The sequence below is a fragment of the Abyssisolibacter sp. ZYX002 genome, from assembly GCF_056892235.1.
Genome location: NZ_JARMXH010000002.1, coordinates 44,382 through 70,644, shown reverse-complemented (window position 1 = coordinate 70,644; position 26,263 = coordinate 44,382). Strand labels below are relative to the sequence as shown.

Genomic DNA, 26,263 nt, shown 5'->3' with positions numbered 1-26,263 from the left:
TATATAGGCAAATATACAATAAAGTATGAGGGGGATTTAATTATGTCAAATGTACATGAATTAAATTTTTTAAAAGAAGAAATCAACACGCTAAAAGACCAAGGAGTATACAGAAAGCTTCCAGTACTAGAAGGTGCTAATGAAGCTGAAATCATATTAAATGGAAAGAAAGTAATCAATCTTTCTTCAAATAACTACTTAGGGTTTGCAAATCATCCTAGACTAAAGAAAGCAGCTATAGAGGCTGTCGAGAAATACGGGGTTGGTGCTGGTGCAGTAAGAACAATTGTTGGTAATATGGATATACACGAACAACTAGAAGAAATATTAGCTAAGTTTAAAAGAGAAGAAGCTGTAATGGTATTCCAATCAGGATTTAATTGTAATGCAGGAACAATACAAGCAATTACAAAAAAAGGTGATTTAATAATATCAGATGAGTTAAACCATGCAAGTATAATAGATGGAGTAAGATTGAGTAAAGCAGACAGAGCTGTATTCAAGCACTCTGACATGGAAGACCTAGAGAGAGTATTAAAAGAAAAAAGAAGCAATTATAACAACGTTTTAATTATTACTGACGGTGTTTTCAGTATGGACGGAGATATTGCCAAGCTACCTGAAATAGTTGAATTAGCTGAAAAATATGACGCATTAACATATGTTGATGATGCACATGGTTCAGGAGTATTGGGTGAGTCTGGTAGAGGGACAGTAGACCACTTTGGGTTACACGGAAGAGTTGACTTTAGTATAGGAACATTATCAAAAGCAATAGGAGTAATCGGTGGTTATGTTGCGTGTAGTAAAGTTGGTCAAGAGTGGTTAAATCATAGAGGAAGACCAATATTATTTAGTACAGCTTTACCACCAGCAGCAGTTGGAGCTATAATTCAGGCAGTAACTATGCTTATGGAAACTACTGAGTTTACAGATAGATTATGGGACAATGCAAAATACTTCAAAGAGAAGCTAGGTAAGTTAGGGTTTAATACAGGAAAGAGTGAAACTCCAATAACACCAGTAATAATAGGAGACGAAGCTCAAACTATGGAGTTTAGTAAGAAATTATTGGATAAAGGTGTATTCGTATCAGGTATAGTATTCCCAACAGTTCCAAAAGGAACGGGAAGAGTAAGATGTATGGTAACAGCCGGTCATACAAAAGAGCAATTAGATAGAGCTGTTGCAGTATTTGAAGAAATAGGTAAGGAAATGAACTTAATTTAATGATTTAAAGACTGTTTGAGTTTAGACTTAAGCAGTCTTCTTTTTTAATAGGCAAGTTCAAAAATTAACAATACAATGAAAGTTATATACGCCATATATTGCCATGACATAAAAATAAAAATGAGATGAAGTCATGATAAAAAACTGGTATAATATTTAATAGTTATTTAATAAGTAAATTTCAAAGGAGGATTTAAAAATTGAAGAAAATAACAGGTATATTAGTAAGTATTATGTTAGTTTTTTTACTATGTTTTCAAGTAGCAGGAGTAGAAGTAAATGCAACAACATCAGACAAAGAGATAGTTATTTTCCATACTAATGATACTCACGCAAGAGTAGAAGAAGGTAAATATGCTGGTATGGGATTTGCTAAAGTAGCAACTTACATTAAGGAACAAAGAGCAAAAGATCCTAATATGTTAGTACTAGATGCGGGAGATACTTTCCACGGACAAACTATAGCTACATTAGTTAAAGGTGAGAGTATTGCAAAAATAATGAACATGATTAAGTACGATGCAATGGCAGCAGGTAACCATGATTTTGATTATGGACAAGAGAGATTAGTAGAGTTAGACAAAATAACAAACTTTCCAATATTAGCGGCTAACGTAAAAAAAGAAGATGATAGTTTATTACTTAAGCCATATACTATCAAAGAGGTTAATGGAGTGAAATTTGGAATATTTGGTTTAGCAACGCCAGAGACTGCATATATGACTCATCCAAAAAATGTTAAAGGCTTAAAGTTTGTAGATACGGTAAAAGAGTCAAAAAACATGGTGGAAAAGTTGAAGAAAGAAAATGTAGATGTAATAATTGCATTAGCTCATATAGGGCTAGATGAAAGTAGTAAAGTAACAAGTGAAAAAATAGCTAAAGAAGTAGATGGAATAGATATAATAATTGATGGACATAGCCATACAACATTAGAAGAAGGAAAAATAGTTAAAAACACACTAATAGTAAGTACAGGAGAGTATGACAAAAACTTAGGTAAAGTAATTCTTAAGTTTGATGGTAAAAAGCTATTATCAAAAAAAGCAGAATTAATATCAAAAGATGCTGCAAAAGAAACAAAACAAGACGAAGAAATAGTTAAGCTTGTGGAAGAAATTAAAAACGGACAAAAAGATGTATTAAATGAAATAGTTGGAGAGACAAAAGTTGTTTTAGATGGAGAAAGAGCACAAGTAAGAACAGGTGAGACTAACTTAGGAAATCTTATCACAGATGCTATGTTAGATGCGACAGGTGCACAAATAGCTATCACAAATGGTGGTGGAATAAGAGCATCAATCAATGTTGGTAAGATTACTAAAGAAGAAGTTATCACAGTACTACCATTTGGGAACTTTATAGTTACAAAGAACTTAACAGGAAAGCAAATATTAGCAGCTCTTGAACATGGTACAGATTCAGCGCCAGAACCAAAGGGAGCATTTACACATGTATCAGGTATGACTTACAAGATAGATACAAACAAGCCAGCAGGAAACAGAGTAACAAATGTAATGGTTAATGGAAAAGCATTAGAACTAGAAAAGACATACCTAGTTGCAACAAATGATTTTATGGCAGCAGGTGGAGATGGGTTCTCAATGTTTGGAGATGAACCAGTAGTAGCTGAGTACAATGCTTTAGATGAAGCATTAATAGAATATATGCAAAAAATAAAAGAAGTAGCACCAAAGGTAGAAGGTAGAATAACAATCATACCTAAAGAAGAGGTAAAAGAGGAAGTTAAGGAAGAAGTTAAAGAAACTCCTCCAGCACCAGTAGTACAGTTACCAAAAACAGTGAACTACACTGTTGTAAAAGGAGATGTTCTTTGGAGAATAGCAAAGAAACATAATACTACTTGGGAAAACTTAGCTAAAATGAATGAGTTAAAGAATCCTCACCTTATAATAATAGGACAAGTATTACACGTTCCAGTAGTGAAGTAGAATATAATTATAATTCCAAGAATCATCATAGCATTTTGACTATGATGATTCTTTTTTGTATATAAACATTGTAAAAGATTTCAAGATTGAATGAATTTATATAATGTGTTATCATAAAATATATTATAGGACATTATCTCTTGATATTACCAATAATATTTAGAGATAGATTTGACGAGGTGATGAGTGTGATAATAGGTTCTTGTTCAGTCGAATTAATGGTATTTGAATCAAACTCATTAAAGGAAAAAAGACACGTAATAAAAAGCATCCTAGGAAGGATACAGTCAAAGTTTAATGTATCAATAGCAGAAGTAGGATTTAACGATCTTTGGAACAAATCAGAAATTGGTTTTGCATGTGTTACAAATGATAGCACTCATGCAAACAGCATGATATCAAAAATACTAAACTATATTGAGAGAGACAATAGAGTAGAAGTGCTGAATGTGTGCATAGAAATACTCTAAATGGAGGATGAAATGGACAAAAAGAGAGCAAAAGAAATTTTGGACATCTTAGAGCAGACATACCCAGATGCAGAATGTGAGCTTAAATATAGTAATCCTTTTGAACTTTTAATAGCTACTATGTTATCAGCTCAAAGCACAGATAAACGTGTGAATGAAGTTACTAAAGACATGTTTAAGAAATATAGTGTGCCTGAAGATTATATTAATATATCGAAAGGAGAGCTAGAAGATATAATAAGAAGTATTGGTTTTTACAGAAATAAGAGTAAAAACATTATTAATACATGTAAGACTTTAGTAGAGGAATACGAATCTAAGATACCTGATAATATGGAGGACTTAATAAAATTACCTGGTGTTGGTAGAAAAACAGCTAATGTAGTATTATCCAATGCATTTGATGTGCCAGCTATAGCAGTAGATACGCATGTATTTAGAGTATCAAATAGATTGGGACTTAGTAAAAGTGACAATGTAAACGATACAGAACAGCAGTTAATGAAACTGATACCAAAACAAAGATGGTCAAGAAGTCATCACTTATTGATATTTCACGGTAGGAGGGTATGTAAGGCAAGAAAACCTAACTGTGAGGAATGTACAGTAAAGAATTATTGTGAATATTTAAATGGAAAGTGAATGTAAAATTGTAAAAAAGCCTATCGAGTCTTTATGAACAAATAGAGAATACGATAGGCTTTTAGATTATTTAATGTTTTTAACAAAAAGTAACGAGTCACACTGCAAAGGATGACCCTAGTTCTGGCTTAATTACTTTGTTGGTAATTTTTGTAGTTATAATTTAAGGTCTTTTGACTCAAATTGATTACCCTATAATATTTCAACCAATAAAGTAACTAGGAAATCAAAAGATATTTCTTATCGGCGAATTTGAGAGGGTATTTATTCAACGCTTTTATATAAATTTTTTTAAATGCCCTCTTGTCTGAGCCAGTAAGATTATCTTTGATTTCCCATCACCAGTAAACTATTTTTTACAATGTGTATTTCTCAACGCACTACAACGCCTACCCTAAAGAGTGAGTAACCAATAAACTATTAGAAGCTAAATGATATTTGATGTAAACGACATTGGAAGTAGTATTGCTACATCTCTAATACAGTTAAGAAACACTACTCTCGCAGGGTTAAGTAAATGTTATTTAACGCTTCTATGCATAAAGCAACGATCCACACTCACAAAGCATAACTAGATATTACTCCAACGCGTTACCCAGAATAAATAAAAAAACTACTTATTATCCTCAGGAAGCAAAGTATAAGCAATTTGCACAATCATATCCAAAGCCTCAGGCTCAATATTAATGTCAAACTCATCAAGTAGTCTCTTAGAGACTTGTTTAATAGCTTCGTCAATTTCTTCGGTAACACTAGCTAACGATTGCAGATTACTTACTACTTCATACGTCAAATCAGCAATTTTTTTTATTTGATTATCCTTAAATGTATAACCAAATATAAGTAAACCTAGTTTGATCTCTCTATACAGGTCAAGATCCTTTTTCTTTAAATACTTAGATATATATTTGGTAAATATAACTACCATAAATACAGTCGCTATAGCAATTACAATATTCCAATTTATAGCTTCAACCATTTTTACACCTCATTTAATCATCTTTATTATTATCGCTTACAATATTATCTTGTTTGTGCTTTAGAAACTTTAGTATAGGTCTTAGATTTGTAAAACCTGAATCAATACAATTCTCTAATATACTAGTTAGCTCAACTAAAACTAAGACAGTATATAGAATATTAGATATGGTTTTACCATAGACAACCTCAAATAGTATAGAGCATTTGTGAGCAGTGTATAGTACAGGAAGATATAGAAATACCTTTACGCATATACCGTTTTTTAAAGCCCTACTAGTCAAGTGCTTGTCCTTCCAACCCTTATAAAAGAGTGATATTGTAAATTTACCGTAGTTCTTTATAATAATTGAATACTGCTTGCTGAGTAAATCAATAACTATAAGAGTTACAATAAAGACTAAAACCTCTTTGGGATATCCTATCTCAGATAATATAATCCCCAATATACTCCCTAGTAGCCAGATGCTTTTACTAAAGCAGAGTTTAAATATATTACTCCCACAGTCAATTATTTCAAGCATCATTTCTTTCATTAAATATTACCACCTTTAATTTAACCTATTTAAATAACATGCCTTTTGTATGGAACAAAGAGGTTATTTGGATTCTTGTTGACAAAGTGAACCCATATATGGTCATTAACAACGAATTTTACATCAGGGTTAGCTGGTACAGAGGGAGTTATGGTGCTACTAGCGTCTATATACACATCAAGAGTGCCATCACTGTTTACGCCGGCGACCTTTCCCAAATGAAACTCATGAACATAAAAACCTCTTTTATCAAGGAAATTAGATATGATATCTTGTATTTTGTTTATAAATTCGTTTTGTTTCATATCACCAAGCCCTTTCTTATTTTATTTGCAGTAGCCGACACTATCTTAGGTTTTAGAGGGATAGAAAACCTAGTGAGCTGATAACTGCCTTGACAGCCATTTTTATCATCTATAATCTCAACTACATCATTTACTTGATGTAGGTAATTTGGTGCTATGTTCAAAGTCACCTTTTCACAAAACTGTAGTTTCTTTTTAAGCTCGAACTTAGCTCTTGCATCACATTGTGACTGAGTATCAATCATACTATCAGGGTTTGCATTGTTCCATGCACAGAATCTATCACCAATTTTTTGTATAGAGTAAGGATGGTCTTTCCACTTAGTCACAGTTTCATCAATAACTAGTTCAGTCTTAAACTCAGCAGTACGTGAAGATCCTCCTAAAACTAAAATATGATTAAATAGGTGAGTATCATCAAGTTTTCTTATGCTCCCAGCATATAGAGTGTTTTCGTCAATTTTATAAGTCCAGCAAGGAGCCTGTAGTAGAGGGTCTTTGTGTTTAGTGAATATCAAGTATCCATTTACATCAAAATACACATCATAAAAATACAGTCCATCTGCAAATGCTTTACTAGCTAAGTCTTTTATAGCTTTTCCTCTGTTTTGGCCAATCTGAAATGTCAAGTCATAGGGAACAGTTATATCTGTATTATCAAGAATCATTTTTTTGATACCCGCATTTTCAGCAACAATCTTTATGGCTTCTTTTATGTTTGTACCTTTTTTTATAGTAGTCTCGTGAGTAAATCGTCCGAAGTTACCAGTGAGTAGGTACCATTTGTCCTGCCCATTGATAGTTACAGAGTTCGCGTTAGGTTTATGAGTTGCTTGAGGCTGGGTTATAACAAAAACTCCCTGTGGTATGTATTCGATACCGAGGGGAGTTTTTAAACCAACATATAGTTTTATTCTCTTGTTATCTATCCAGATTAGGCCATTTTCATTCCAAGTAAATCTACCATCTTTATTGTCAAGAGTGAGAGTGAACATTCGGCGTATATCTCTACTGCTATCAATAGATATATCACCTATAGAATCACTGTTCACTTCTTCGGTAAATATATCAATTACATTTTCATCACTATCTAGAAGTTCAAGTTTGACAAAAACCTCAGATATTGGTTTGAGCAGAGCTTTCTTAAAGCTTTCACTAGCGTTAATCATGATATTCACTTACCTCCACCCAGTTAATACTTATAGAAGATATGTCGTTAGGTATCTGCATAGCTACCATACTAGGAGCAGATACATCAACATAAAAACACCTTCCCATACTGTCTTTTAGAAGTAAAGGCTTATGTTTATTAATCATATCTTCAAGTTTTCTTAGCTGAGTAACTACATTGCCATCATCAGGCATTAGTAGTCCAGATAAACTACCATGCTTGGCATATTTTTGCCCATAATAAACCTTTGGATATTTTGAAAATGTATTTAACACAGTTCTATCTTGATGTGTTGATATATTTACATCTTTTAAGTTGTAGTAAAAATGAAAGTGATTGTTATATGGGTCATCACAGTCTATTAGCCACCAACCATCAAACATAGGTTTAGTAGGAGTAGTACTTATGACACCCTCAATACCAGAAGTACTAACAGGCACAACAGCATAATCATAGTCAGTATTACTACCAGCAAAATAATCTAGATACGTCATCATGCTATTAGGAACATAATCGACAGTAGCTAGATCAACATAGGTATTTGAAGCTCTTTTCTTCCTTTTGACTTTAAGCCCAGAGATATCATGCTCATCAAGAGAGATATTTCCAGCCTCTAAGTTGTCCTTGAATTTGGCTATAAACACAGTATGAGAACTCCATTTGCTTCTCTCATTAGCTCTATCAGCACTACTATCAAACAATCCAACCTCATCAAAAACAGCGTTTTTTATTTTTATATCGTTTATATTACAAATAGAGGCAGTAGCAGGGTCGAAGACACTGCCATCACCATATGAGTTTAGTCCTATTAGTGTGGTCATGGTTATCACCACCTTTATAATGTATTTTCTTTTTCATATTCCGTAGTTAAAAAATTAGTGACCTTTTCTTGATATTGCTCAGGTAAAGAGGTGATTTCTCTTTTTCCATATTTAACGAGATAAGCATATACTTTTATCATATAATCATACACCATAATAATCCTCCTTTAATTTTGATTTAGTTTTTCTAAATCTTTCTTTAATTTATCTAATTCATTTTTCTGACTAGTCACTGTTTCATGTAGCATAGCAATAGCTTCATAAGCATTCAAAAGTTCAGAATTTGCAGGTAGAGATAAAACTTTTGATTGCTTTACTTTTTCTTTCTCAAGATAGCTTTCGCTAGGTTCAATCAGAATCTTTACTTCACATTCACCTTCATTGATAACTTTATAAATACCATCTTCTGTAGTAATAGTTTTAGTTGCCAAATAAATCCCTCCCAGCTAATATGAATTCTGAGTTTGGTAAGAATGGGTGGTCTGTGTTACAAGATAGCTTAATAGTATCTATAGGTTTATTATTAGCAGTGGTAAAACTACCACTTGCAAAATTATGTGGTACTTGACCGCCAGAAAATTGCGAAGTCCAAATTTTCATGTCAGAGCTATTTTCAATGGCTATATGCCCAAAATACCCTGAAGTATTAGTTCTACCAGTTACCGATGCACGATTATAATTAGGATAGTTAGTAGATATAAAATTTGTTCCGTTGAAATAGACATGCTGATAATTCATATTTTGCAATACATTTTTAATATAAATTTCCATAAAAATATTTGAAGCATATTTTTTATTTTTAGAAAACATAAAAATACCGTATTGCTTATAATACGGTAGATTATCAAATATTATTTGAGTAGTATTATCTTTTAGCTTTATCTTAGATATGATATTCCATCTAAAATCATTATCTATATTAGGGTATTCTATAATATTCATACTTTCACCACCTTTAATATTCCTGTCCAATAACCATGATATTCATATCTTTAGAATGGTCACCCGAAGTTTGGTATCCTGATAATTTATATCCTTTAGAAACAGGAATATTAATATTTATAGAAGAAGTTTTCTTATTTTTTATAGATAATTCATTAAACACGATATTATTGATTGTTTGAGAATTAATTACTATTTTAAGATTAGATAATCTTAATTGATTAGAGCTGCCTAAATTAGTGTAATCATAAAATTCCACTCTAAATTTAAATAATACACCTACTAAAGACTGCCCTTTTATTAATTGTGGCAATGGATTGTTAGAATTAACGTGAACATAATCACTCCAAGTAATTCCATTATCTAGTGATATACTTGTATAAAATTTATATTCATGAGTAGTATTACTTTTGAAAATATCATACGAAACACTAGAAGTATCATATGAGCCAATATAGGTTAAATCTATTGGTTTACTTTCGTAATAACTTGAACCCGTATTAGTTTGTACTAAAATAGTATTAATACGAATATCATAATTACTTGAATCAACACCTACTATAAATTGAAATCTGTCATGTATGAATTTTTCATCCAAGTTATTTATTGTAGCTGCATAGGTTCTAGATGCAACAGTAAAATATTGTGTATGCCAATTATTGTTCTTGTCTAGCAATTTTACATAAAATCGCTTATTTGAAGCGTTTTGGTTATTATCTGATATATATATATATATATGAATAGGTTTATGTTTATGATTTGTAAATAATTGATTAGTGTTAATAGCGGGAGAAGTAATGTAACCAAGATAAGGTATGTGAACATAATCACTACCTTGACCTACGGAACCACTAGATCTAAAATTTCCCATCTGATTTTTGTCCTGATTAGTTCCAAAATATTGTTTTATAAGATATTTTGAAGGAGAGTTATTATATATTGATGTTTTTTCAATATTCATTCTTTGAGCATTTTGCTTACTATCAACAAAATCAACATCATTCTCAAGTGGCTTACCCAACACTTTATCATTTTCCAAAACACCTAAAGTTACATTACAAGATTGGATATAAAGATTAGTAAGTATAACTTGCTCAATATTGTATTCTTTATCTTGTGCTTTGACTAAATCACTCTGAATATTACCTAATTTACCGTGGTAAAGAATCTTTCTTTTGTTATCATCTTTTAGTGAATCCTTAACTATAAAAGGTAAAGACATTTATTCAACCTCCTTAATATTCCAAGTTATTATTTTGTCGTTATTTTTCTTTTTTACTCTCAACTTGATATATTCAGTTTTTATGAATGCTTCATTTATCCCATCTGAGACAGCACTTTCAAGTTGAACTATTATATTTTGCTTGTTTAGATATGATGATGCATTTGTTGATATAGTATAATGTTGCTTAGTAAAGTCATTTTTGGCTATGTTTTTAGCGGAAACATGTGTTGTATTGTTTTCTTTTAAAATAGATACATTAGTTTCTGATACTCTTTTATGTTTTCCCATCAACCATTCTGAACTATTATATTGATTTATCATTATTCTAGTTGCATATATTGTTGCTATATGTGATATTTGTGTTGTTTTTACACATAAAGTTATGTCACCTGTATTGCAACTAAGTGATAGTTCAACTTTTTGCCAGTTAGAATCTAATGTTACTTTTTTCTTTTCTCCAATTTTATCAGTAGTTGTATTTTTAAGATATACTTCAACGGTTCCTTGTCCTTGTAAGTAAACACAACCTTTTAATTGACCACCACTAAAAGAGACTACAGATGTATGGAAGCCTTCTCCAACGATAGTTCCTGTCGTTAAAGCTTTTATAGAGACATCATTATCTATTTTTTTTGTTTCATCTATAGACAATATAGTGTCATCACTTTCTTTAATAAACTCTGAAATATTTTTATCCTCTAAACAGCTTTGATTTCTTGTTAGTAGATTTTCTTCACTTCCATCATTAAAAGGTTCTAAACCTTTAGTAAAACCATGATATTCTATTTCAAAACTCGATATATTTTCCTTGTTTATACCTACTTTAGATAAATCAAATACAAACTGTCTATATATTCTAGAGTCTCTTGTATTAGTAGTAGTGTCAAACGATTTAGCGTCTTTCGTCTTAACTTTATTATAGTTTTCTTGAGTTATTTCATTTATCTTCTCTAATCGTGAAGATAGGGAAGTAGAACTAGTTGTTTGAAATATAGCATGTGGATTTATTTCACTACCTTTTATCTTTTGGTCATAATCAAAATCATAAGTAATAGTGCCTCTATTTGGTTTAAACTCCACTGTTTGATTGACTAATTTGTCATGCTTCACTACTTTTATAATTTTACCAGAATCATTGTAGTTTCTATGAATTTCCCAGATGGCTTTTATAGTAGTGCCATCAGCGTCATATTCATGAGCAACTTTCCATTCATTGAATATATCAAATGATACAAACTTAAATGAGCTATTTTTAAATCCAGCGTTTACCTTCATGTTGTTCAGCTCATTTATAGAGTCAACTGTGCTTGTCTTGTTACTAGTTGTTAAGTTATTAAGTGAACCTATTTTTGCATTGTAGTCATTTTGAAGTGCCCCAGCCTGAGAACTATTGACAGCATTAGTTATATCAGTTTTAGCTGTTTCAACTTGTGATTTTAAATCAGTTACTGTAATGTTCATTTCTTGTTGCTTACCCTGTATATACCCCTCAACCTCATCCTTAATAAACACTTGCATATTCACAAGAGATTCTTGAAACTTGTTCCAATCTTCTGATGTTATTATTTTATTTCTTAGAATAGTGGTCAAGTTTTCAAGCTCTGTTCTTTCAGAATCAGTTAGACTAGTCTTTAACTTTAATTCTTGATACTTTTTCACTTTAGGTACATCATTAGCAGTTATATCAAAGTGCTCTATGAATGTATCTATAGCTTTTGGGAAACTTGATAGTTTTCTTGTCATTTTATCACCTCACGATAAATGTTTAGTCTATTGTTAATTTGTTTTATGCAGATATACATTTTAGTATCAGTAGTAATGGTTTCGTCTATCAAATCAGAAGCAGTATGATAGGTGAGAGAGCTGAAATCTTTATATACATGTATCCTATTATCTCTAAAAGTTATTTCCATATTTCCATTAGAACCACATATTTTAATGATATCTATATCATTTTTCAGATTTTCTACCCAAAGCTTGAGAGTGAAATCTTCATCCACTGTAAAATTCGAGTCAAAACTGACTGTAGAACCATTAGTGAGATTAGCTTTTTCACCATCTATATATTCAAACTCCTTATCAGCATTACCTATGATCCTAGTAATAGACCATTGTAGTTTTACATATGGTTTATTTATAAATGTTTCAGCATGTAAGTTAGAGTAGCTCTGCATAGAGTTATAATCAGCGACTAACGAAATCATGCTAAAGCTAGATACATCTTTTTGACTAACTACAATACACTTCACTTTGTAGGTAGCTCCATCTGCTAAAGGGTGCTTAAATGAGTATGTTAATACACTAGATATAATACTGCTAGACTCTTCTAATACCTTGTTAGATACATCATATAGTATGAATTTGTATGACTTTATAGGCACATTAGATGAGTGAGTATAGTTCGCATTTACAGTCAAATATTGATTTCTCACATATCCATCATTAGGTATAGTAACAACTGGTCTAGCACTAGTCATAAAAACTACTGCATCTGAAGTTACACTACCTCCTACAGCATTATATACCGTTAGCTTATAGTAATATTCCTTTTCATTTGTAAGTGTATTAGCAGGAATAATGTGTTTAGTAGTCTTAGAGGTTACTTTACCTGATGAATACACTTTTGTAGAAGTAGAGTTGTCTATTACTTCAAGACTATAAGCGGTCATTATATCTCCATTGTTCTTCCAAGATATAGTTATATCTTCATCTTTACAAAAAGTGCTATTGTTAGGAGTAAGTTCAGTTGGTTTTAGTATCACGAAATCACCTTCTTTCATATATATATGTCGATGGGAGCATAAAAAAACAACCTCAATATTGAGATTTTTTAAAAATACAGCCATTTCTAGATTGATGATGAAGCTTTCTAAATCAGATTGTAGAAATTGGTCTTTTGTCTACAATCTGATATTATTTGTATGATGTAATATAAGGATCTATAGATTGCATAAATTCATCAAAATTGTTTGGCGTTAGTTTATCTATCTGTATTGTAATAGGTCTAATATCACTATTAGAAGATGTACTAGGACTCCCATGATTATATGATTGATAAGTCATATGAGGAAGATCTAAGGTTAGTTTATCAAGGGTATCTATAGGTAGAACATATTCACCTTTTAGTAATTTTGCTACCATCTCATGCTTAGAGTTAAGTGAATGACCTACAAATCCACCACTGTGAAAACTTTTCAAATCATCATAACTGAAATGATCACCATCAATTTTATATTTCCTGCGAATATCATCATTGTCATTTTTTAAATCTTGAATTTCAGGATGATTCCAAGTGCCATGTATGTTTCTTAATATTTTAGCTTTTCTTTTGTTTTCCTTATAGGTAGCAAAAACATCATGAGGCATACCAGTAACTAATTTTTCTTTATCAGAACGTGTATCTTTTGGTCCTGAAGTAGAGTTAATTGTTAATCCAGTCTCAATACTAGAGCTATCTACATCTAGATTTGTGATAGTGCGCAGTTTAGCTTTATATGCATTAATAAAGCTATCCAAATCATCAAACAATCCAGTAGCAAGTGAAGATGTGATATCTTTACCAGCTTCTAATGCTACAGATGCATTTTTATCATATTCTGATTCCATGTCATTAAAGAAAGTTTTAGCTAGTTTAAGGGCATCACCATGACCCAACTCTTTAATTAAATATAGAGCTTCTTGATGTATATTTTCAGCATCAAGTTTCTCTTGCCAATATACATTGAAGTTATCCATCTCAGTTCTATGGCGTTCCTCAGCTTTTCTAATATCTTCATTGTAGTTTTCGTTTTCTCTATCCTTTTCTTCTTGAAGATTAGTTAGTTCTTGTTGTAGATTCTCTCTAATTCTATCATTTTGCATTTCTTGTTCTTTTTGACTCATTTGCTCTTCAAGTTCTTTGACTTTATGTCTATCGTAGGTATATATTTCTTTACCTGTAGTTTCGTCTATATATGCAAAACGTGTATCATTTTTGACTTTTTTGATTTCTTCTCTTATCTTAGCTAAGTCGTTCAACTTTTGTTGCTTATTTATTTGCTTATCGAGCATATCAATCTCTAACTGCTTGTTCTTAATAGAGTCTTCCATAGCAGTATTGTAATCTTTTTGTTCTTCAGTCAAATCGTCTATTTCAGTTTTATGTTTATCAGTTAGCTTTTCATTAGCTAGCTTTTTATTTATAGAGTAGCTTTTCTTTAGTAGAGATTCTATTTGATTTTCCATAGAGTCTTTTATTTTAGCAATAGCATATTCATTTTCTTTCATACTCAAAGTGTTTTTATCTATCTCGGTAGTTAATTTTCTCTGAGTGTTTTGTAGATTTTTGAGAGTATTTTCGTAGCCATAAGATTTAGGATCGAGTTCATCTATCATCTTACTTACTTCACCAAGTGATTTTTTATATTTCTCATTTAATATTTTTAATTCTTCAATAGTGTTTTGACGGTTTTTTATTTTTTTGTTGTATACAGGCAAAAGGGCAGTTTTATCATTTTCATTTGCTAGATTCAGCATTTTTTCTTCTTTGTCTAGCGATTTTAATTCTTGTTTTAAAGCCCTAATATTTTTTTGCATTTCATAGAAGTTGATTTTTGGAGTATCAACCTTTGGCATAATAGGTGGTTTGTAGTTAAATTTTAATTTTGGTATATTATCATCAGTAATATTAAGTATTTTACGTTTTTCATATTTATCTAAATATTTTTCATAACGTTTTACTAATTTATTTAATTCTATTTTTAGAGTTTTTTTATCATTTTTTAATCTAACTTTTAATTCATCAGCCATTCGAAATATTACCTTTATATCAGGAGGAATTTCGTCTATTTTTCCCATAAAGTCACTATTGAACACATTTTTCTCAGGTTCACTTTTAGGATTAATGAAGGAATTGATATCAGCGTTATTATTAGCATTTTTTATATAGTTATCAAAATGATTTTTTTGATCTACATTATTTTTTGAAACTTTGTTACTATAATAATCTTTTTGTGTTTGAGCATTTTTATGTTCGGCAATTTGCACTTTAAGCTCATTGATCTCGTTTAATCTTTCTTGTCTTTCGTTTGCCCAATATTCTTCAGATTCTTCATTTGCTAAGATATCTATTCTTTTAATTTCTTCTTGTAGTTTATTTACTTTTTTAATGTTATACTCGTTACTAGATTTATGAGCTTTTAAGTATGTTGTAGATTCATCTAACTGCTCTGCTTCTTCTGAATATATTGCGTTCCTAATAGTATTAACATTATCAATGTAAGGATTTCTTCTATCAGCTGAAAATTTAGCAAACTCAGGAGCAAACTTGCCGAAATCTTCTTCAAGTGATTTTTTTTCCTTTCGCTCTTCTCTTGTCAATGAAACAGTTTTTTCTAGACTGAGTAGTGTTTTATATCTTTCAAATTTAGTATGAATATCGTCAATTTTTTTATCTCTTGAATTAATAGAATCTAATAATGCTTTTCGGGCTTCTTCTAATTTTTTAGTACTAGCAGATATAAGAGAAATAAATAGTGGTAAAAGAGCAATAAAACCTGCAACACCTGTGGCAGCTAATCCTAACGAAGAAGCATATGAACTAGAAGCCATAGAAGCTTCTGACGTAGCTAGATTTTGTGCCTGTTGCAATGCAGTTAATTCACTAGTAGATAAAGTGCTAGCTAGTTGCTCATTTCTAAGAACTCTAAGAATTCTATTTTTAGATTCAAGAGACAAATTACCAGATGTAACAGAATTACCAAGTAATTGTTCAGCTCTAGCTAGACCAGCTATGTTGCCTCTTTGTTGTGCAATAGTATTAAAATATTGAGTTAAACCAGAACCATTAATTGCACCTAAAGTATTATTTAAATTTCCAATTACGTCATTTAAATCTGTAGAAAATGAGCTGACAGATTGCATGCTTGACCCCAAACTATTAAATGATGTGATAGATTCTCCAAGTCCACTAGCAAAGTTAAAGACTTTAGCTAACCCTTCCTCACCAAAGCTCATAGCAAGTTCCATCATAGCTACCTTTAGAGACTCTATTTGCATGTTAAAATCTTGCATTACCATTGAATTCTGCTCCATAGCTACCCCTACAGATTCCATGGACATAGTCATCAAATCAGAGAGATTGCTCCAGCCATCAATTAAGGTAGTCATTACTTCGGTGTCAACAGAGCTATCAATATTAAGACTTATATCACTGTTACTTAGATTGTTCATCTTGGAACTAAGTTCATCCATGATATCAGTGAAATTTCTGAGCAGGGTTTCACCATTGGTCGATAACTCAGTTATATTGACTCCTAGAACTTCTAAACCTCTCATATTACTCATATCCATGCTATCAAATAGAGATTTTAGAGCATAGGATATACGTATGCTACCAGTTTCTAGTTGGTTAAATACCATAGAAGTAATAGCATTGAGAGTATGAAAATCAATCCCTAAATTTCTAGCAGATTCACCAGCTATAGATATTACTTCTGCCAGTGTTCTCATAGATATACCTGTATTATTAGAAATGTTACACCAGCTATCTAGTATCATACCTGCGCTAGAGACATCACCATTAGCCATATTTCTAATAGCATCATTTAAGAAACCAACAGCCTCACCAGCATCTCTAAAGTTTCCAGCATTGAGACTGAGACTCGTGATTTTAACAAGCTCTTTTAATTTTTCTATATTGTTGATACCTGCTTTTACCCATAAGCCCTGAATAGCTTGAAGTTCTTTTACAGATCTACCAGTAGCTATACCAACCTGTATAGTCATTTTAGCTAACTCTTTCATTTCCTTATTAGTGGCTTTAAGGCTATGTTGTAATTTTGTTTGTTCCTTTTCAAAATCCTTATAGACCGCTATAACACTTTTTATAGCCTTTAGATTTTTAGAGGTATCATTTAAGCCACTATTTATATTATCTAGAGATTTAGTAAAGCTTTCCCCAAGCTTACTAATATCTTTTTGTGCTTCGCTTAACGAAGATTTTAGAGTTTTTAAATCATCAGTAGTTGCTTTAATATCCAAATGATTAGACCTCCTTTATTTAAATTTAAAAAGCTGTCTCACAATGGCAAATTACTGCGTTATTGAAATATTACACGACTAATCATGAGTAGAGAACAGAAATCTTGATTTCCAGTGAATCACTTACTACTAGGAGTAAAGACGAGTAGTGAGCCACATTTTAAATTACTCATATCCGTGTAAATTTCAATGCCTTGTAATTTACTTATTCTGAAACAGCTTTTGGGGGACTGTTGACAGTCCCTAATATTGAAGATGACAAAGTCATCTATGCAGTTTTGAATTTAACCATTAGCCATATTCTTTAAAGCCATAGCATCAGATAGTTTGAATACCTTATCTTCTATTTCCTGCGAGAATAGAGGGCTAAGTTCATTGTTAAATTCTCCAGTAACACTCAAAGTGTTAAGTTGTATATCCCAGCTAAGTCTCTTGTTGATAGCACTTAGTATTTCTCTGTACTGGATATAGGTCAAATCCTTAACCTGATTCATGTCTAGAGATGTATAAGTGAGTATTGCTGTGATACCAGTTTTAAAGCTTATTCCTTTTTTTTTGCGTCATCTTCACTGTCATTATTAGTATTCAGCATTATACCATTGACACTTAGTATTTTCTTGATTATGATAGGGAAGTTGTCGGCATTGATTATATCCATTAGTACATCTTCTTCTTCATCAATAGACATTTTTAGAACCTCAGTAACAGCTTTAGCAGATTCATCCTGAATAAAATTAGTCCACATTTTTTCAGCATTTATAATAGCAACATTACTCATGAAATCGCTGAAATTTCTTAGAGTGATAGGCTTTATATTGCGTGCTTTACCATCAGTAAATACATCTATCAAGCTAGAGTTACCTAGCATTTCGTCAAGATCTTGGTATAATACTTTAGCTTCATCTTTCATATATATACCTCTTTACTATACAGTTTCTATAGTGAAATCCCAAAGCTTCTTGTCAGCTCTTTTTGGATCTAAAGCTTTTAACTCTATCTTTGGAGCATAAGCCGTTTGTGGCTGTAAGTTGTATTCAAAAGCACCACTAGCTTTACACTTGTATACAGTTAATTGACCTTGTCCAATAATTTGTGAATTGTCATCATAGATTGGTATTCTATGAACGAAAGTAAATGGTTTAGCTAAAGTATCTTTTAAGATACTGATAGTTTCTGCTGTAGCTGCAGATTCTCTTTCGTAAATACCATTAACACTTTTGCCAGAAGCACTGGAGTGGAACTTGATTTGCTTTTTAGTAGTATCTACGAAATACTTACCTTCTGCTAAGCTAGCTTCATCATTTGCTGCCTCAAATCCTTCAAGTACAGTAGTTCCAGCTATAGGACTATTTTCTAATGTAATTGTAAGTTCAGCAGGAACATCAGCTTCAATGAACTCAGTCATACGAATAGCACCTGTAGTAACAGTAGCACCTTGAGTAACGTTTAAAAGCTTTAAGTCAAATAATGCATTAGTAGCAGATAAAGTTATTGACTTGTCCTTAGCAAAATAAGTTATAGGATATGGGCTATCACCACCTGTAACAGCTTCTTCTTCACTTGCAAAATTAATAGCTACATCCTTTAACTTAGATAATGCAACAATTTGTTTAGGATCTACAAAATCCTTTAACACACATTTTCCTACACCGTATAAAATTTGTTTCATAATAAATACCTCCTAAATTTTGTTTAATTATTTTTATTTTTGATAGTATAAACAGACTGAAGTTAAACTAAATCTGTTTTAAAAACTATCCCATATTTAATCCAATCATTATTTTCGATTGGCAAATTTGGCAATCTTGTTGAGTATTGAAGGCGATAACCTTCAATATCTAAACTATCTAATAAACAGTAAAGTCTGTTGAGTATAGATATTAGCTTTGTATTTCTTTCATCAATAGACTTATGAATATAGATATCTATCTGTAGATTTACTATCTCTATAGTGTCTTTTGTTATTGGTTGATTTTCATAAACTAACAACTTCGTAGTATTATTATCTTTAAGATTAGATGGGTATTTATCCAGTAATATTTGATTGTTTGAATTATTACTATCACTAGATAAACCAATAAGAGTTAATAACTCGCTATCAGCTTGTAATTTTGCATAAACTGCTCCAGTTATATTTTTAAATTTCATTCAATATCAATCCTTTCATAAATATATGTCGATAACTCGAATAAAAAACAACCACGATTAAGAAATTTTTTTTATATTTTCAAATTGATGCTTCGAGAGACTGCTAAAAGCTAACTCTTGATAAGGTCTTCTTTTTTCTTTGTATCTACTTAAAACAGTTTTTCTAATATCTTTCATAGAGTTTAAAATGTAAGTTCCAAGAATATCAAGCCGAGTTGAAACATTGTTATCAGATTTTAGATCACCAGTTAATTTAAAGCACTCTGGGTTTTCATTCATTATGTCCTCAGTAAATTTAAGCCTCTCATCTAAATCAAACTCATTTGGTAATGTTAATTTTTTAGAACCAGCTAATTTCAAAATCACAAAAAACACATCCTTTCAAAATCTTAATTATTGTTTAGATACATAGAAATCTTACAGCATACACTATTAATACATTTGTGAATACCTTGTTGAGTGATATTAAGCTTTTTACCTATTTGTTTTTCTGTAAAACCTTCTTGATAAAGCTTAATAATTAATTTCTGTTTTGATGTAAGTTCACTATTTTCAATAGAATCCTTAATATCTATAAGAATAGATACCAACTCAAAATTTGTATTATATATAGTAGAAGTTTCAAGTCCATAATAAAATCTTATAAGACCTTTAATGCATTCTTTATTTAAATAGTTAATATTCTTAAATTTAATATCTCTAGATTGAATTTGACTACCTAAGCCCATATAAACACCTCCTAATTACACTAAATTTAACCAAACAATATAATTGGCTTCACATTTATACAAAAATATGTTATGTTTAATATGAAGACTATACTTTATTAATCGTTAGAGATAATAAAATGTAGACATAAAAAATTAATTAATTTTTTTGTTGCTTACTTCGAAATAATATAATGAGGGTAGTGTAGTTTAAATTAATATAAATTAAAAATATACTCGATATTATATAGTAGAAATATTGAGTTATAAATTGAGTAAGTTTTTGCAAGAAAGGAGGTGTTTTGTAATGAGTATAGGAGAATTAGATCAAAGAACGCTTAGGATATTACTACAAAAAGGATTAATAAAAAGACATGATATAGAAAAACTAAATAAAAAAATATTAGATGACAGTAATGTTTATGCTAAGAATTCATTCAATAAATTTGTATCTTATCTCGATAAAGATTACACTTCCAATACAAAAAGTGGATACAAGACAAATACCGAAAAATTCCTTAAATTTATACTTTCTGTAGACAACATAAAAGATATAAAGGATGATACAAAATTACCTCAGCTAACTAAAAACGATGTAGAGAGATTTTTCACATATTTGATTATAAATGAGTATTCACCAGCTTCAATAAGAAGATTTAAAAATAGTCTTATAAAGTATTTTAACTTTTTATCCCAATGTGAATATAAATCACCAGATATTAGACAACTGCCAATACCAAAGAAAGTAGTTAGTGAAATCAATGCCATAAGAGACGACGAAATAAGGGAAATAGCATATACTTCTGATAATATGAGAAATAGATTATTGATATTGTTTATGTATGAAACAGGTATGAGAAGACAGGAATTAATAGACTGCAAGAAAAAGTATATAGATTTCGAGAATAATATTGTAAAGATACACAAGGATGGTATATTTGATAGAGTAGGATATTTTTCAGATGAAGTAAAAAATATGTTACTAGAGCACATTGATGAATGGAAAAATACAGTAAAAGAGATCAACAATAATAGAATAAAACGGGTTAAATCTAAAGGCGGAACATATTTTGAACTAAAAATATCTGAGTATTTATTTCAAACATCAAGAAGTCAACAAATTAGTTATTCAACAATTTTCAAAGCAATAAAGGATACTGCATTTGAGTACTATGTAAATAATCTTATAAAGCAAAAAACAAAAGAAGAAGTAGCCAAAAACATTGCACAGGAAAAAATAGCTAATATTAATACTGAGACATTGAGACATTCTAAAAGAGCATATTTATTTTCTGTAGGGAAAACTATAGAAGAAGTTCAAATATTAATGGGGGATGAAAATAGATGGGTAGTCAAAAGATACCTTAAAATGGCACAGAAACTATATCCAGAGAATTTTAGAGATTAATACTAGACAATAAGTATAAAAAGTAGTATAATAAATACGAACACATGTTCGATAAATTATACTACTGTCTCACTCTATTTTAATCTTTGGGTTGTTATGAAATAGGTTTATAGAGATGCTTTAATTATTCAATTAGGTGAAATATTCAGGTTAAAGCTTTTTTAGCAACCCATTGATTATGTTAGTATTAAGTTTAAAACTGTTAATGTATTTAAAACAAAGGGGAGAAATGGCAATGAAAAGAACAGTAAAATCAATATCTTTTGATAAAGAGAGATTGGTATGCTTTTTAGAGAGGCTATATGAAAGTGTATCTAATGGAAAACTAAGTATTGACGAGGCAAATAACTTAATATTAGAGTTGGTAAATTCAGATAATGAAGCAGCTAAAAATGAGGCAGAAGAGATTATTTTTAATTGGATTGATAATATGAATGTATTATACATAGATGAACAAAAATAGGAGAGTTTATAAGGTTCTCAAATTTACCCGACAAATAAACATAACATATAATAGTAACATCACAAAAGAAACGCTCCTAAAATACAACATAACATACATTCATAATATAGGAGGAATTATGATCGAGACAATAAAACTAAATCAAAAAATTATCTATAAAGTTATAAAAAATTTAAACTATATACCAAACAATATTGAGTTTGAAGAGTTAGAGCAGGTAGGAAAGATTGCATTATGGAAAGCTATTAAAAGTTATAAAGAAAATAAAAACTATTCATTAAGCACGCATTGTTATAGGATAATCTACAGTGATATTATAGATTATCTTAGAAAAGAGAATAAAAAGATAGATTATACCTTAATATCTTTAAAAAATGAAGATAGTAAATATTTAGTTGATGAAATAGTAAATGGAGATATGTTGATATTAGAAATGAGTAAGTACATTTCAAAACAAAATGTAGATATCTTAGTAGATAAATATATATATAAATTAACTTATGAAGAGATAGCTACAAAGAATAATGTATGTAAAAAAACTATATACAGGAGAATTAAAAAATCTAAGAAAATATTAAAAGAAAAGCTAAAATGGCACTAATTACACCAAAAGAAAGAATAAAAAAAATAAATTGACAAACAATAAAACATATGGTAATATAGGAAATGACGATTGATGAAATAAATATCACCTATCGTTTAACCTACCGTTGGGGTCCGAAAGGACTCTTTTTTTATGGGTTTAAAATTGTAAACTACTGCGTTATTAAAATGATATTGACGATTCACGTACTTAAGTACGCTTCATCTCCACTATCATTTTAATGCCTTGTATTTTAGCAATTTTAACCTCCATAAACCATTAAAAATTCTAACCCGTGCTTTAGTACGCTCATATCCGCCACAATTTTAATGCCTTGTAATTTACTCATTTTGGCCACCATAAATTTTATGGGTTTAAAATTGTAAACTACTGCGTTATTAAAATGATATTGACTAATCATGAGTAGAGAACAGAAATCTTGATTTCTTGTGAATCACTTACTCCTAGGAGCGAAAGCGAGTAGTGAGCCACATTTTAAAAACCGCTTCATCTCCACTATCATTTTAATGCCTTGTATTTTAACAACTTTACCCCCACACAAAGTAGATTATGACGTTATCATTTCAAAAGATAATACATTTACATACACAAAATTGACATATTTGGTAATGAGCATTATATTATAAGAAAAAGAATACAAAAAACCTATCTATATTACAAAATATTAATGAAAGGAAGATTAATAATGCAAATCGATCAAAAATATATGAAATACAATGTTATGGCATGGATTACATATAAAATGTTTGAAAAATCTATTTTTAGCTATCTAGAAACTGTTTATGGCAAGGCAGACGTAAAATTAAAGAAGAAAAAAGCAAAACAAATATATAAAGAGATATTGGCACGCACACCAGCTCTAGAGAAAAATAATATTGGAACTAATGCTCTTTTGATGGGAGCAATGTTTTTTTCTATTTATAAAGCCTTTGATAAAAAGATGGATGAATATGTATTTTTCCAGCTGACTGACCGAGCTGCACATGCTCCTTTGTTTAATAAAATTATTGCTAAAAGAAAGCTCTTTACTGAAAAAGTACATGCAGAAAAACTTGCAGATGCAAAGCGATCTCAATCATCTAAGCACCCTATGGACTTTATATTTACTCACAAGGTTTTTAGCAACGATGAGTATTTAACAGAGTATACACAATGTGGTGTATGTGAACTGGCGAAAAAAGAGGGCTGTTTTGAGTTAGTTAAACACATTTGCAAAATTGACTATATTACTTATGACCTAATGGGAGCACATTTGGAACGTACAAAAACTATAGCGGATGGAGATAATCTGTGTGATTTTTATGTTACAAGAAAAAGATAACATATTCAGTGCAAGTTCAAAACAAGAGATATGTCTATTAACATTAGTGTAAGGAGTTTTTTTGAACTCTAATTATAGAATTAAACTACCTGCCAAGTCCTTCATTTACTTTTAATAACTCAAATACTCATAAATTTATATATCAAACTAAATAGATTTAGATATAATTTTGAATTTATTAAAGGAAATTAGTTAATAAAAGTAGAATTATTGTCATTATATGTAGACAACTATTAAAGCTTGTGTGATTTTTTTTACGAAGGAGTGGTTGATTTGGAAAATCAAAATTCGTACTCTAATATAGATAATGAAAATGAGATAATATTTTCTTTAGATATAGGAACTAGAAGTGTAATAGGTATAGTAGGAGATTACCATGATGGCAAATTTAGAATAATAGAATCCTACCAAAAAGAACACGATAAGAGAAATATGTATGATGGGCAGATTCATGACATAAGTGGAGTTGTAAGAGTCTGCAAAGAAGTAAAAGAACAGCTTGAAAGGAAACTAGGGATTAAACTTACCAAAGCTGCTATAGCAGCTGCAGGTAGAGCTTTGAAGACTAAAAAAGTAAAACTAAATAGAGAAATAGATATGACTATGGAGATTGACAGTAGAGCAATAGAAAGCTTAGAGATGGAAGCTATACAGATGGCGCAAGCGCAGATAGATGAAAAGAAAGATAGTAATATTAAATACTACTGTGTTGGGTATTCGGTAGCTAATTATTATCTAGATGACAGTTTTTTAGACAACTTAGAGGGACATAGAGGAAGTAAAATAGGCATAGATATACTTGCTACATTTCTACCACATACAGTAGTTGATAGCCTTTATACAGTTATGAGTAGATTGGGATTAGAGGTTACTAATATGACATTAGAGCCTATAGCGGCTATAAACGTAGCTATTAAAAAGAATCTGAGACTATTAAATCTAGCAATGATAGATATTGGAGCAGGAACTTCAGATATAGCTATTACAAAAGAAGGTGCAATTGTTGCTTATGCTATGGCTTCTATAGCAGGTGATGAAATAACTGAAGAAATAGCTAGAAAATACTTGCTTGATTTTGATACAGCCGAAGAATTAAAAATTATGCTTAACCAAAAGCAAATGCAAAGATTCACAGATGCAGTAGGTATAGAATATGAACTAACTTCAAACGAAATATTAGATACAATAAACGATTCTATATTAAAGCTTGCAAAAGAAATAAGTGAAAAAATAATAGAATATAATCAAAAGCCACCAAGCGCGATATTCTTAATTGGTGGAGGAAGTCAGATACCAAGGCTTACAGATATGATTGCTAAAGAGTTAGATTTACCGCCTCAGAGAGTAGTAGTAAAGAGTTCAGATATTATTGATGGGTTAGAAGGATTAAGTAGCGAATTAATAGGACCGAGTTTTATAACACCTATAGGAATAGCTGTAACAGCGAGTATATCTCGTAATAAAGACTTTTTAGAAGTAAAAGTTAATGATGAAAATATAAAACTATTTAATTCCAAAAAAATAAAGGTTTCGGATGCACTTATACTAATAGGGTTTAACCCTAGAAAGCTTATACCTAAAAGAGGAGAAGAACTTAGATACTACATTGATGGCAAGTTACATATGAAAAAAGGTGGCTTTGGAGAGCCAGCAAAAGTTTACGTAAATGGTAAGATATCAAGTTTAGATTATAGTTTGAAAACTGGTGATCAAGTAAGTATTATAGATGCAACACAGGGAAGCGACGGCAGAGCTTATTTATATGATTCTATAGATATGAGCAAAAGTGTTAAAGTAGATGGTAATGAAATAAGTATAGTAAAGTTAATAAGAGTCAATGGTAATGTTGTGGAGGAAAACATATCATTAAAACAAGAAGACCACATAACAGTAGAAATAATTTCTACAAAGCAAGAATTATTAGAATCTGTAGAATTAGATGAAGATACAGAGTTATTTTACCAAAGTGGTGAAAAATTTGATAATACTATAAAAGAAAATGATGTCCTTGTAACAAATAATTACACATCAAAAACAAATCAAGAAATACAAGAAGAAAAAAAGGTATTTTCAAATAATAAAAAGCTTCATGTAACAGTAAATGATGAAGATATGGTACTAGAATATACAAAAGATCAACTGATTTTTGTTGATATTTTTGATTATATAGATATTGATTTAACAAAACCAAAAGGGAAGTTGGTCCTTACAGTCAACGGGGAAAAAGCTGATTATTATCAAACACTATTAGAAGGTGATAAAATAAAAGCGTATTGGGAAAATAACTAAAAAATACATAACTGTTAGCATTACATAATAA

The 26,263-nt window shown here is 30.5% G+C and carries 27 protein-coding genes; 9 read left to right on the top strand and 18 right to left on the bottom strand.

Annotated features, from left to right (window positions below):
* Nucleotides 1–42: 42 nt before the first annotated feature.
* The 4 genes from P3X86_RS06305 to nth all read left to right on the top strand — a co-directional run bounded on the left by P3X86_RS06305 (nt 43) and on the right by nth (nt 4,294).
* On the top strand, nt 43–1,230 hold the full coding sequence (locus P3X86_RS06305) for a glycine C-acetyltransferase (protein WP_483291810.1): 1,188 nt from the start codon (nt 43–45) through the stop codon (nt 1,228–1,230).
* 200 nt (nt 1,231–1,430) lie between these two features.
* Nucleotides 1,431–3,182 (top strand): 5'-nucleotidase C-terminal domain-containing protein, encoded by a 1,752-nt coding sequence (locus tag P3X86_RS06300; RefSeq protein ID WP_483291809.1) that lies wholly within the window; start codon nt 1,431–1,433, stop codon nt 3,180–3,182.
* A 140-nt stretch (nt 3,183–3,322) separates the two neighbouring features.
* Nucleotides 3,323–3,652, top strand: coding sequence for a DUF503 domain-containing protein (locus P3X86_RS06295; protein WP_483291808.1), 330 nt, complete (start codon nt 3,323–3,325; stop codon nt 3,650–3,652).
* A gap of 12 nt (nt 3,653–3,664) precedes the next feature.
* Complete coding sequence (nth, locus tag P3X86_RS06290) at nt 3,665–4,294, top strand: endonuclease III (RefSeq protein WP_483291807.1); 630 nt, start codon at nt 3,665–3,667, stop codon at nt 4,292–4,294.
* A 613-nt stretch (nt 4,295–4,907) separates the two neighbouring features.
* Here the strand turns inward: nth and P3X86_RS06285 are convergent.
* The 18 genes from P3X86_RS06285 to P3X86_RS06200 all read right to left on the bottom strand — a co-directional run bounded on the left by P3X86_RS06285 (nt 4,908) and on the right by P3X86_RS06200 (nt 20,168).
* Nucleotides 4,908–5,273: a hypothetical protein gene (locus tag P3X86_RS06285; RefSeq protein ID WP_483291806.1), complete on the bottom strand. Its 366-nt coding sequence runs from the start codon at nt 5,271–5,273 to the stop codon at nt 4,908–4,910.
* A gap of 13 nt (nt 5,274–5,286) precedes the next feature.
* On the bottom strand, nt 5,287–5,808 hold the full coding sequence (locus tag P3X86_RS06280; RefSeq protein ID WP_483291805.1) for a phage holin family protein: 522 nt from the start codon (nt 5,806–5,808) through the stop codon (nt 5,287–5,289).
* Between the two features lie 29 nt (nt 5,809–5,837).
* On the bottom strand, nt 5,838–6,113 hold the full coding sequence (locus P3X86_RS06275; protein WP_483291804.1) for a hypothetical protein: 276 nt from the start codon (nt 6,111–6,113) through the stop codon (nt 5,838–5,840).
* Complete coding sequence (locus P3X86_RS06270; RefSeq protein WP_483291803.1) at nt 6,110–7,291, bottom strand: hypothetical protein; 1,182 nt, start codon at nt 7,289–7,291, stop codon at nt 6,110–6,112. The genes P3X86_RS06275 and P3X86_RS06270 overlap by 4 nt, the downstream gene beginning before the upstream one ends.
* A complete protein-coding gene (locus tag P3X86_RS06265; RefSeq protein ID WP_483291802.1) occupies nt 7,275–8,105 on the bottom strand; it encodes a hypothetical protein in 831 nt (276 codons plus the stop codon). Before P3X86_RS06265 ends, P3X86_RS06270 begins: the two co-directional genes overlap by 17 nt.
* 14 nt (nt 8,106–8,119) lie before the next feature.
* Nucleotides 8,120–8,260 (bottom strand): CD1375 family protein, encoded by a 141-nt coding sequence (locus tag P3X86_RS06260; protein WP_483291801.1) that lies wholly within the window; start codon nt 8,258–8,260, stop codon nt 8,120–8,122.
* A gap of 12 nt (nt 8,261–8,272) precedes the next feature.
* Entirely contained in the window at nt 8,273–8,536 is a 264-nt protein-coding gene (locus tag P3X86_RS06255) for a hypothetical protein (protein ID WP_483291800.1), read from the bottom strand.
* Entirely contained in the window at nt 8,526–9,047 is a 522-nt protein-coding gene (locus tag P3X86_RS06250) for a hypothetical protein (RefSeq protein WP_483291799.1), read from the bottom strand. The genes P3X86_RS06255 and P3X86_RS06250 overlap by 11 nt, the downstream gene beginning before the upstream one ends.
* Before the next feature lie 13 nt (nt 9,048–9,060).
* Nucleotides 9,061–10,269 (bottom strand): hypothetical protein, encoded by a 1,209-nt coding sequence (locus tag P3X86_RS06245; protein ID WP_483291798.1) that lies wholly within the window; start codon nt 10,267–10,269, stop codon nt 9,061–9,063.
* Nucleotides 10,270–12,015, bottom strand: coding sequence for a hypothetical protein (locus tag P3X86_RS06240; RefSeq protein WP_483291797.1), 1,746 nt, complete (start codon nt 12,013–12,015; stop codon nt 10,270–10,272). It abuts the gene before it with no gap.
* A complete protein-coding gene (locus P3X86_RS06235) occupies nt 12,012–13,034 on the bottom strand; it encodes a hypothetical protein (RefSeq protein WP_483291796.1) in 1,023 nt (340 codons plus the stop codon). Before P3X86_RS06235 ends, P3X86_RS06240 begins: the two co-directional genes overlap by 4 nt.
* 151 nt (nt 13,035–13,185) lie before the next feature.
* Nucleotides 13,186–17,292: a phage tail tape measure protein gene (locus P3X86_RS06230; RefSeq protein ID WP_483291795.1), complete on the bottom strand. Its 4,107-nt coding sequence runs from the start codon at nt 17,290–17,292 to the stop codon at nt 13,186–13,188.
* A 284-nt stretch (nt 17,293–17,576) separates the two neighbouring features.
* On the bottom strand, nt 17,577–17,768 hold the full coding sequence (locus P3X86_RS06225) for a hypothetical protein (RefSeq protein WP_483291794.1): 192 nt from the start codon (nt 17,766–17,768) through the stop codon (nt 17,577–17,579).
* Nucleotides 17,769–17,833: 65 nt separating this feature from the next.
* Nucleotides 17,834–18,202, bottom strand: a complete 369-nt coding sequence (locus P3X86_RS06220; protein ID WP_483291793.1) for a hypothetical protein — start codon at nt 18,200–18,202, stop codon at nt 17,834–17,836.
* Between the two features lie 15 nt (nt 18,203–18,217).
* Nucleotides 18,218–18,961, bottom strand: a complete 744-nt coding sequence (locus P3X86_RS06215; RefSeq protein ID WP_483291792.1) for a hypothetical protein — start codon at nt 18,959–18,961, stop codon at nt 18,218–18,220.
* A gap of 62 nt (nt 18,962–19,023) precedes the next feature.
* On the bottom strand, nt 19,024–19,440 hold the full coding sequence (locus P3X86_RS06210) for a hypothetical protein (RefSeq protein WP_483291791.1): 417 nt from the start codon (nt 19,438–19,440) through the stop codon (nt 19,024–19,026).
* Nucleotides 19,441–19,497: 57 nt separating this feature from the next.
* Entirely contained in the window at nt 19,498–19,806 is a 309-nt protein-coding gene (locus tag P3X86_RS06205) for a hypothetical protein (protein ID WP_483291790.1), read from the bottom strand.
* Nucleotides 19,807–19,829: 23 nt separating this feature from the next.
* Nucleotides 19,830–20,168, bottom strand: a complete 339-nt coding sequence (locus tag P3X86_RS06200) for a helix-turn-helix transcriptional regulator (RefSeq protein WP_483291789.1) — start codon at nt 20,166–20,168, stop codon at nt 19,830–19,832.
* A gap of 286 nt (nt 20,169–20,454) precedes the next feature.
* On the opposite strand from P3X86_RS06200, the gene P3X86_RS06195 reads away from it, so the two are divergent.
* From P3X86_RS06195 to P3X86_RS06175, 5 genes are all read left to right on the top strand, one after another.
* The gene (locus tag P3X86_RS06195) at nt 20,455–21,555 is read left to right on the top strand and encodes a tyrosine-type recombinase/integrase (protein WP_483291788.1); all 1,101 of its coding nucleotides are present in this window, start codon (nt 20,455–20,457) and stop codon (nt 21,553–21,555) included.
* Nucleotides 21,556–21,790: 235 nt separating this feature from the next.
* Nucleotides 21,791–22,018, top strand: coding sequence for a hypothetical protein (locus P3X86_RS06190; RefSeq protein WP_483291787.1), 228 nt, complete (start codon nt 21,791–21,793; stop codon nt 22,016–22,018).
* A 118-nt stretch (nt 22,019–22,136) separates the two neighbouring features.
* Entirely contained in the window at nt 22,137–22,619 is a 483-nt protein-coding gene (locus tag P3X86_RS06185; protein ID WP_483291786.1) for a sigma-70 family RNA polymerase sigma factor, read from the top strand.
* A 688-nt stretch (nt 22,620–23,307) separates the two neighbouring features.
* Nucleotides 23,308–23,943 carry an L-2-amino-thiazoline-4-carboxylic acid hydrolase gene (locus P3X86_RS06180; RefSeq protein ID WP_483291785.1) on the top strand — a complete coding sequence of 212 codons (636 nt, stop codon included), beginning with the start codon at nt 23,308–23,310 and terminating at the stop codon, nt 23,941–23,943.
* Between the two features lie 273 nt (nt 23,944–24,216).
* Nucleotides 24,217–26,232 (top strand): cell division FtsA domain-containing protein, encoded by a 2,016-nt coding sequence (locus tag P3X86_RS06175; RefSeq protein ID WP_483291784.1) that lies wholly within the window; start codon nt 24,217–24,219, stop codon nt 26,230–26,232.
* Nucleotides 26,233–26,263 lie beyond the last annotated feature (31 nt).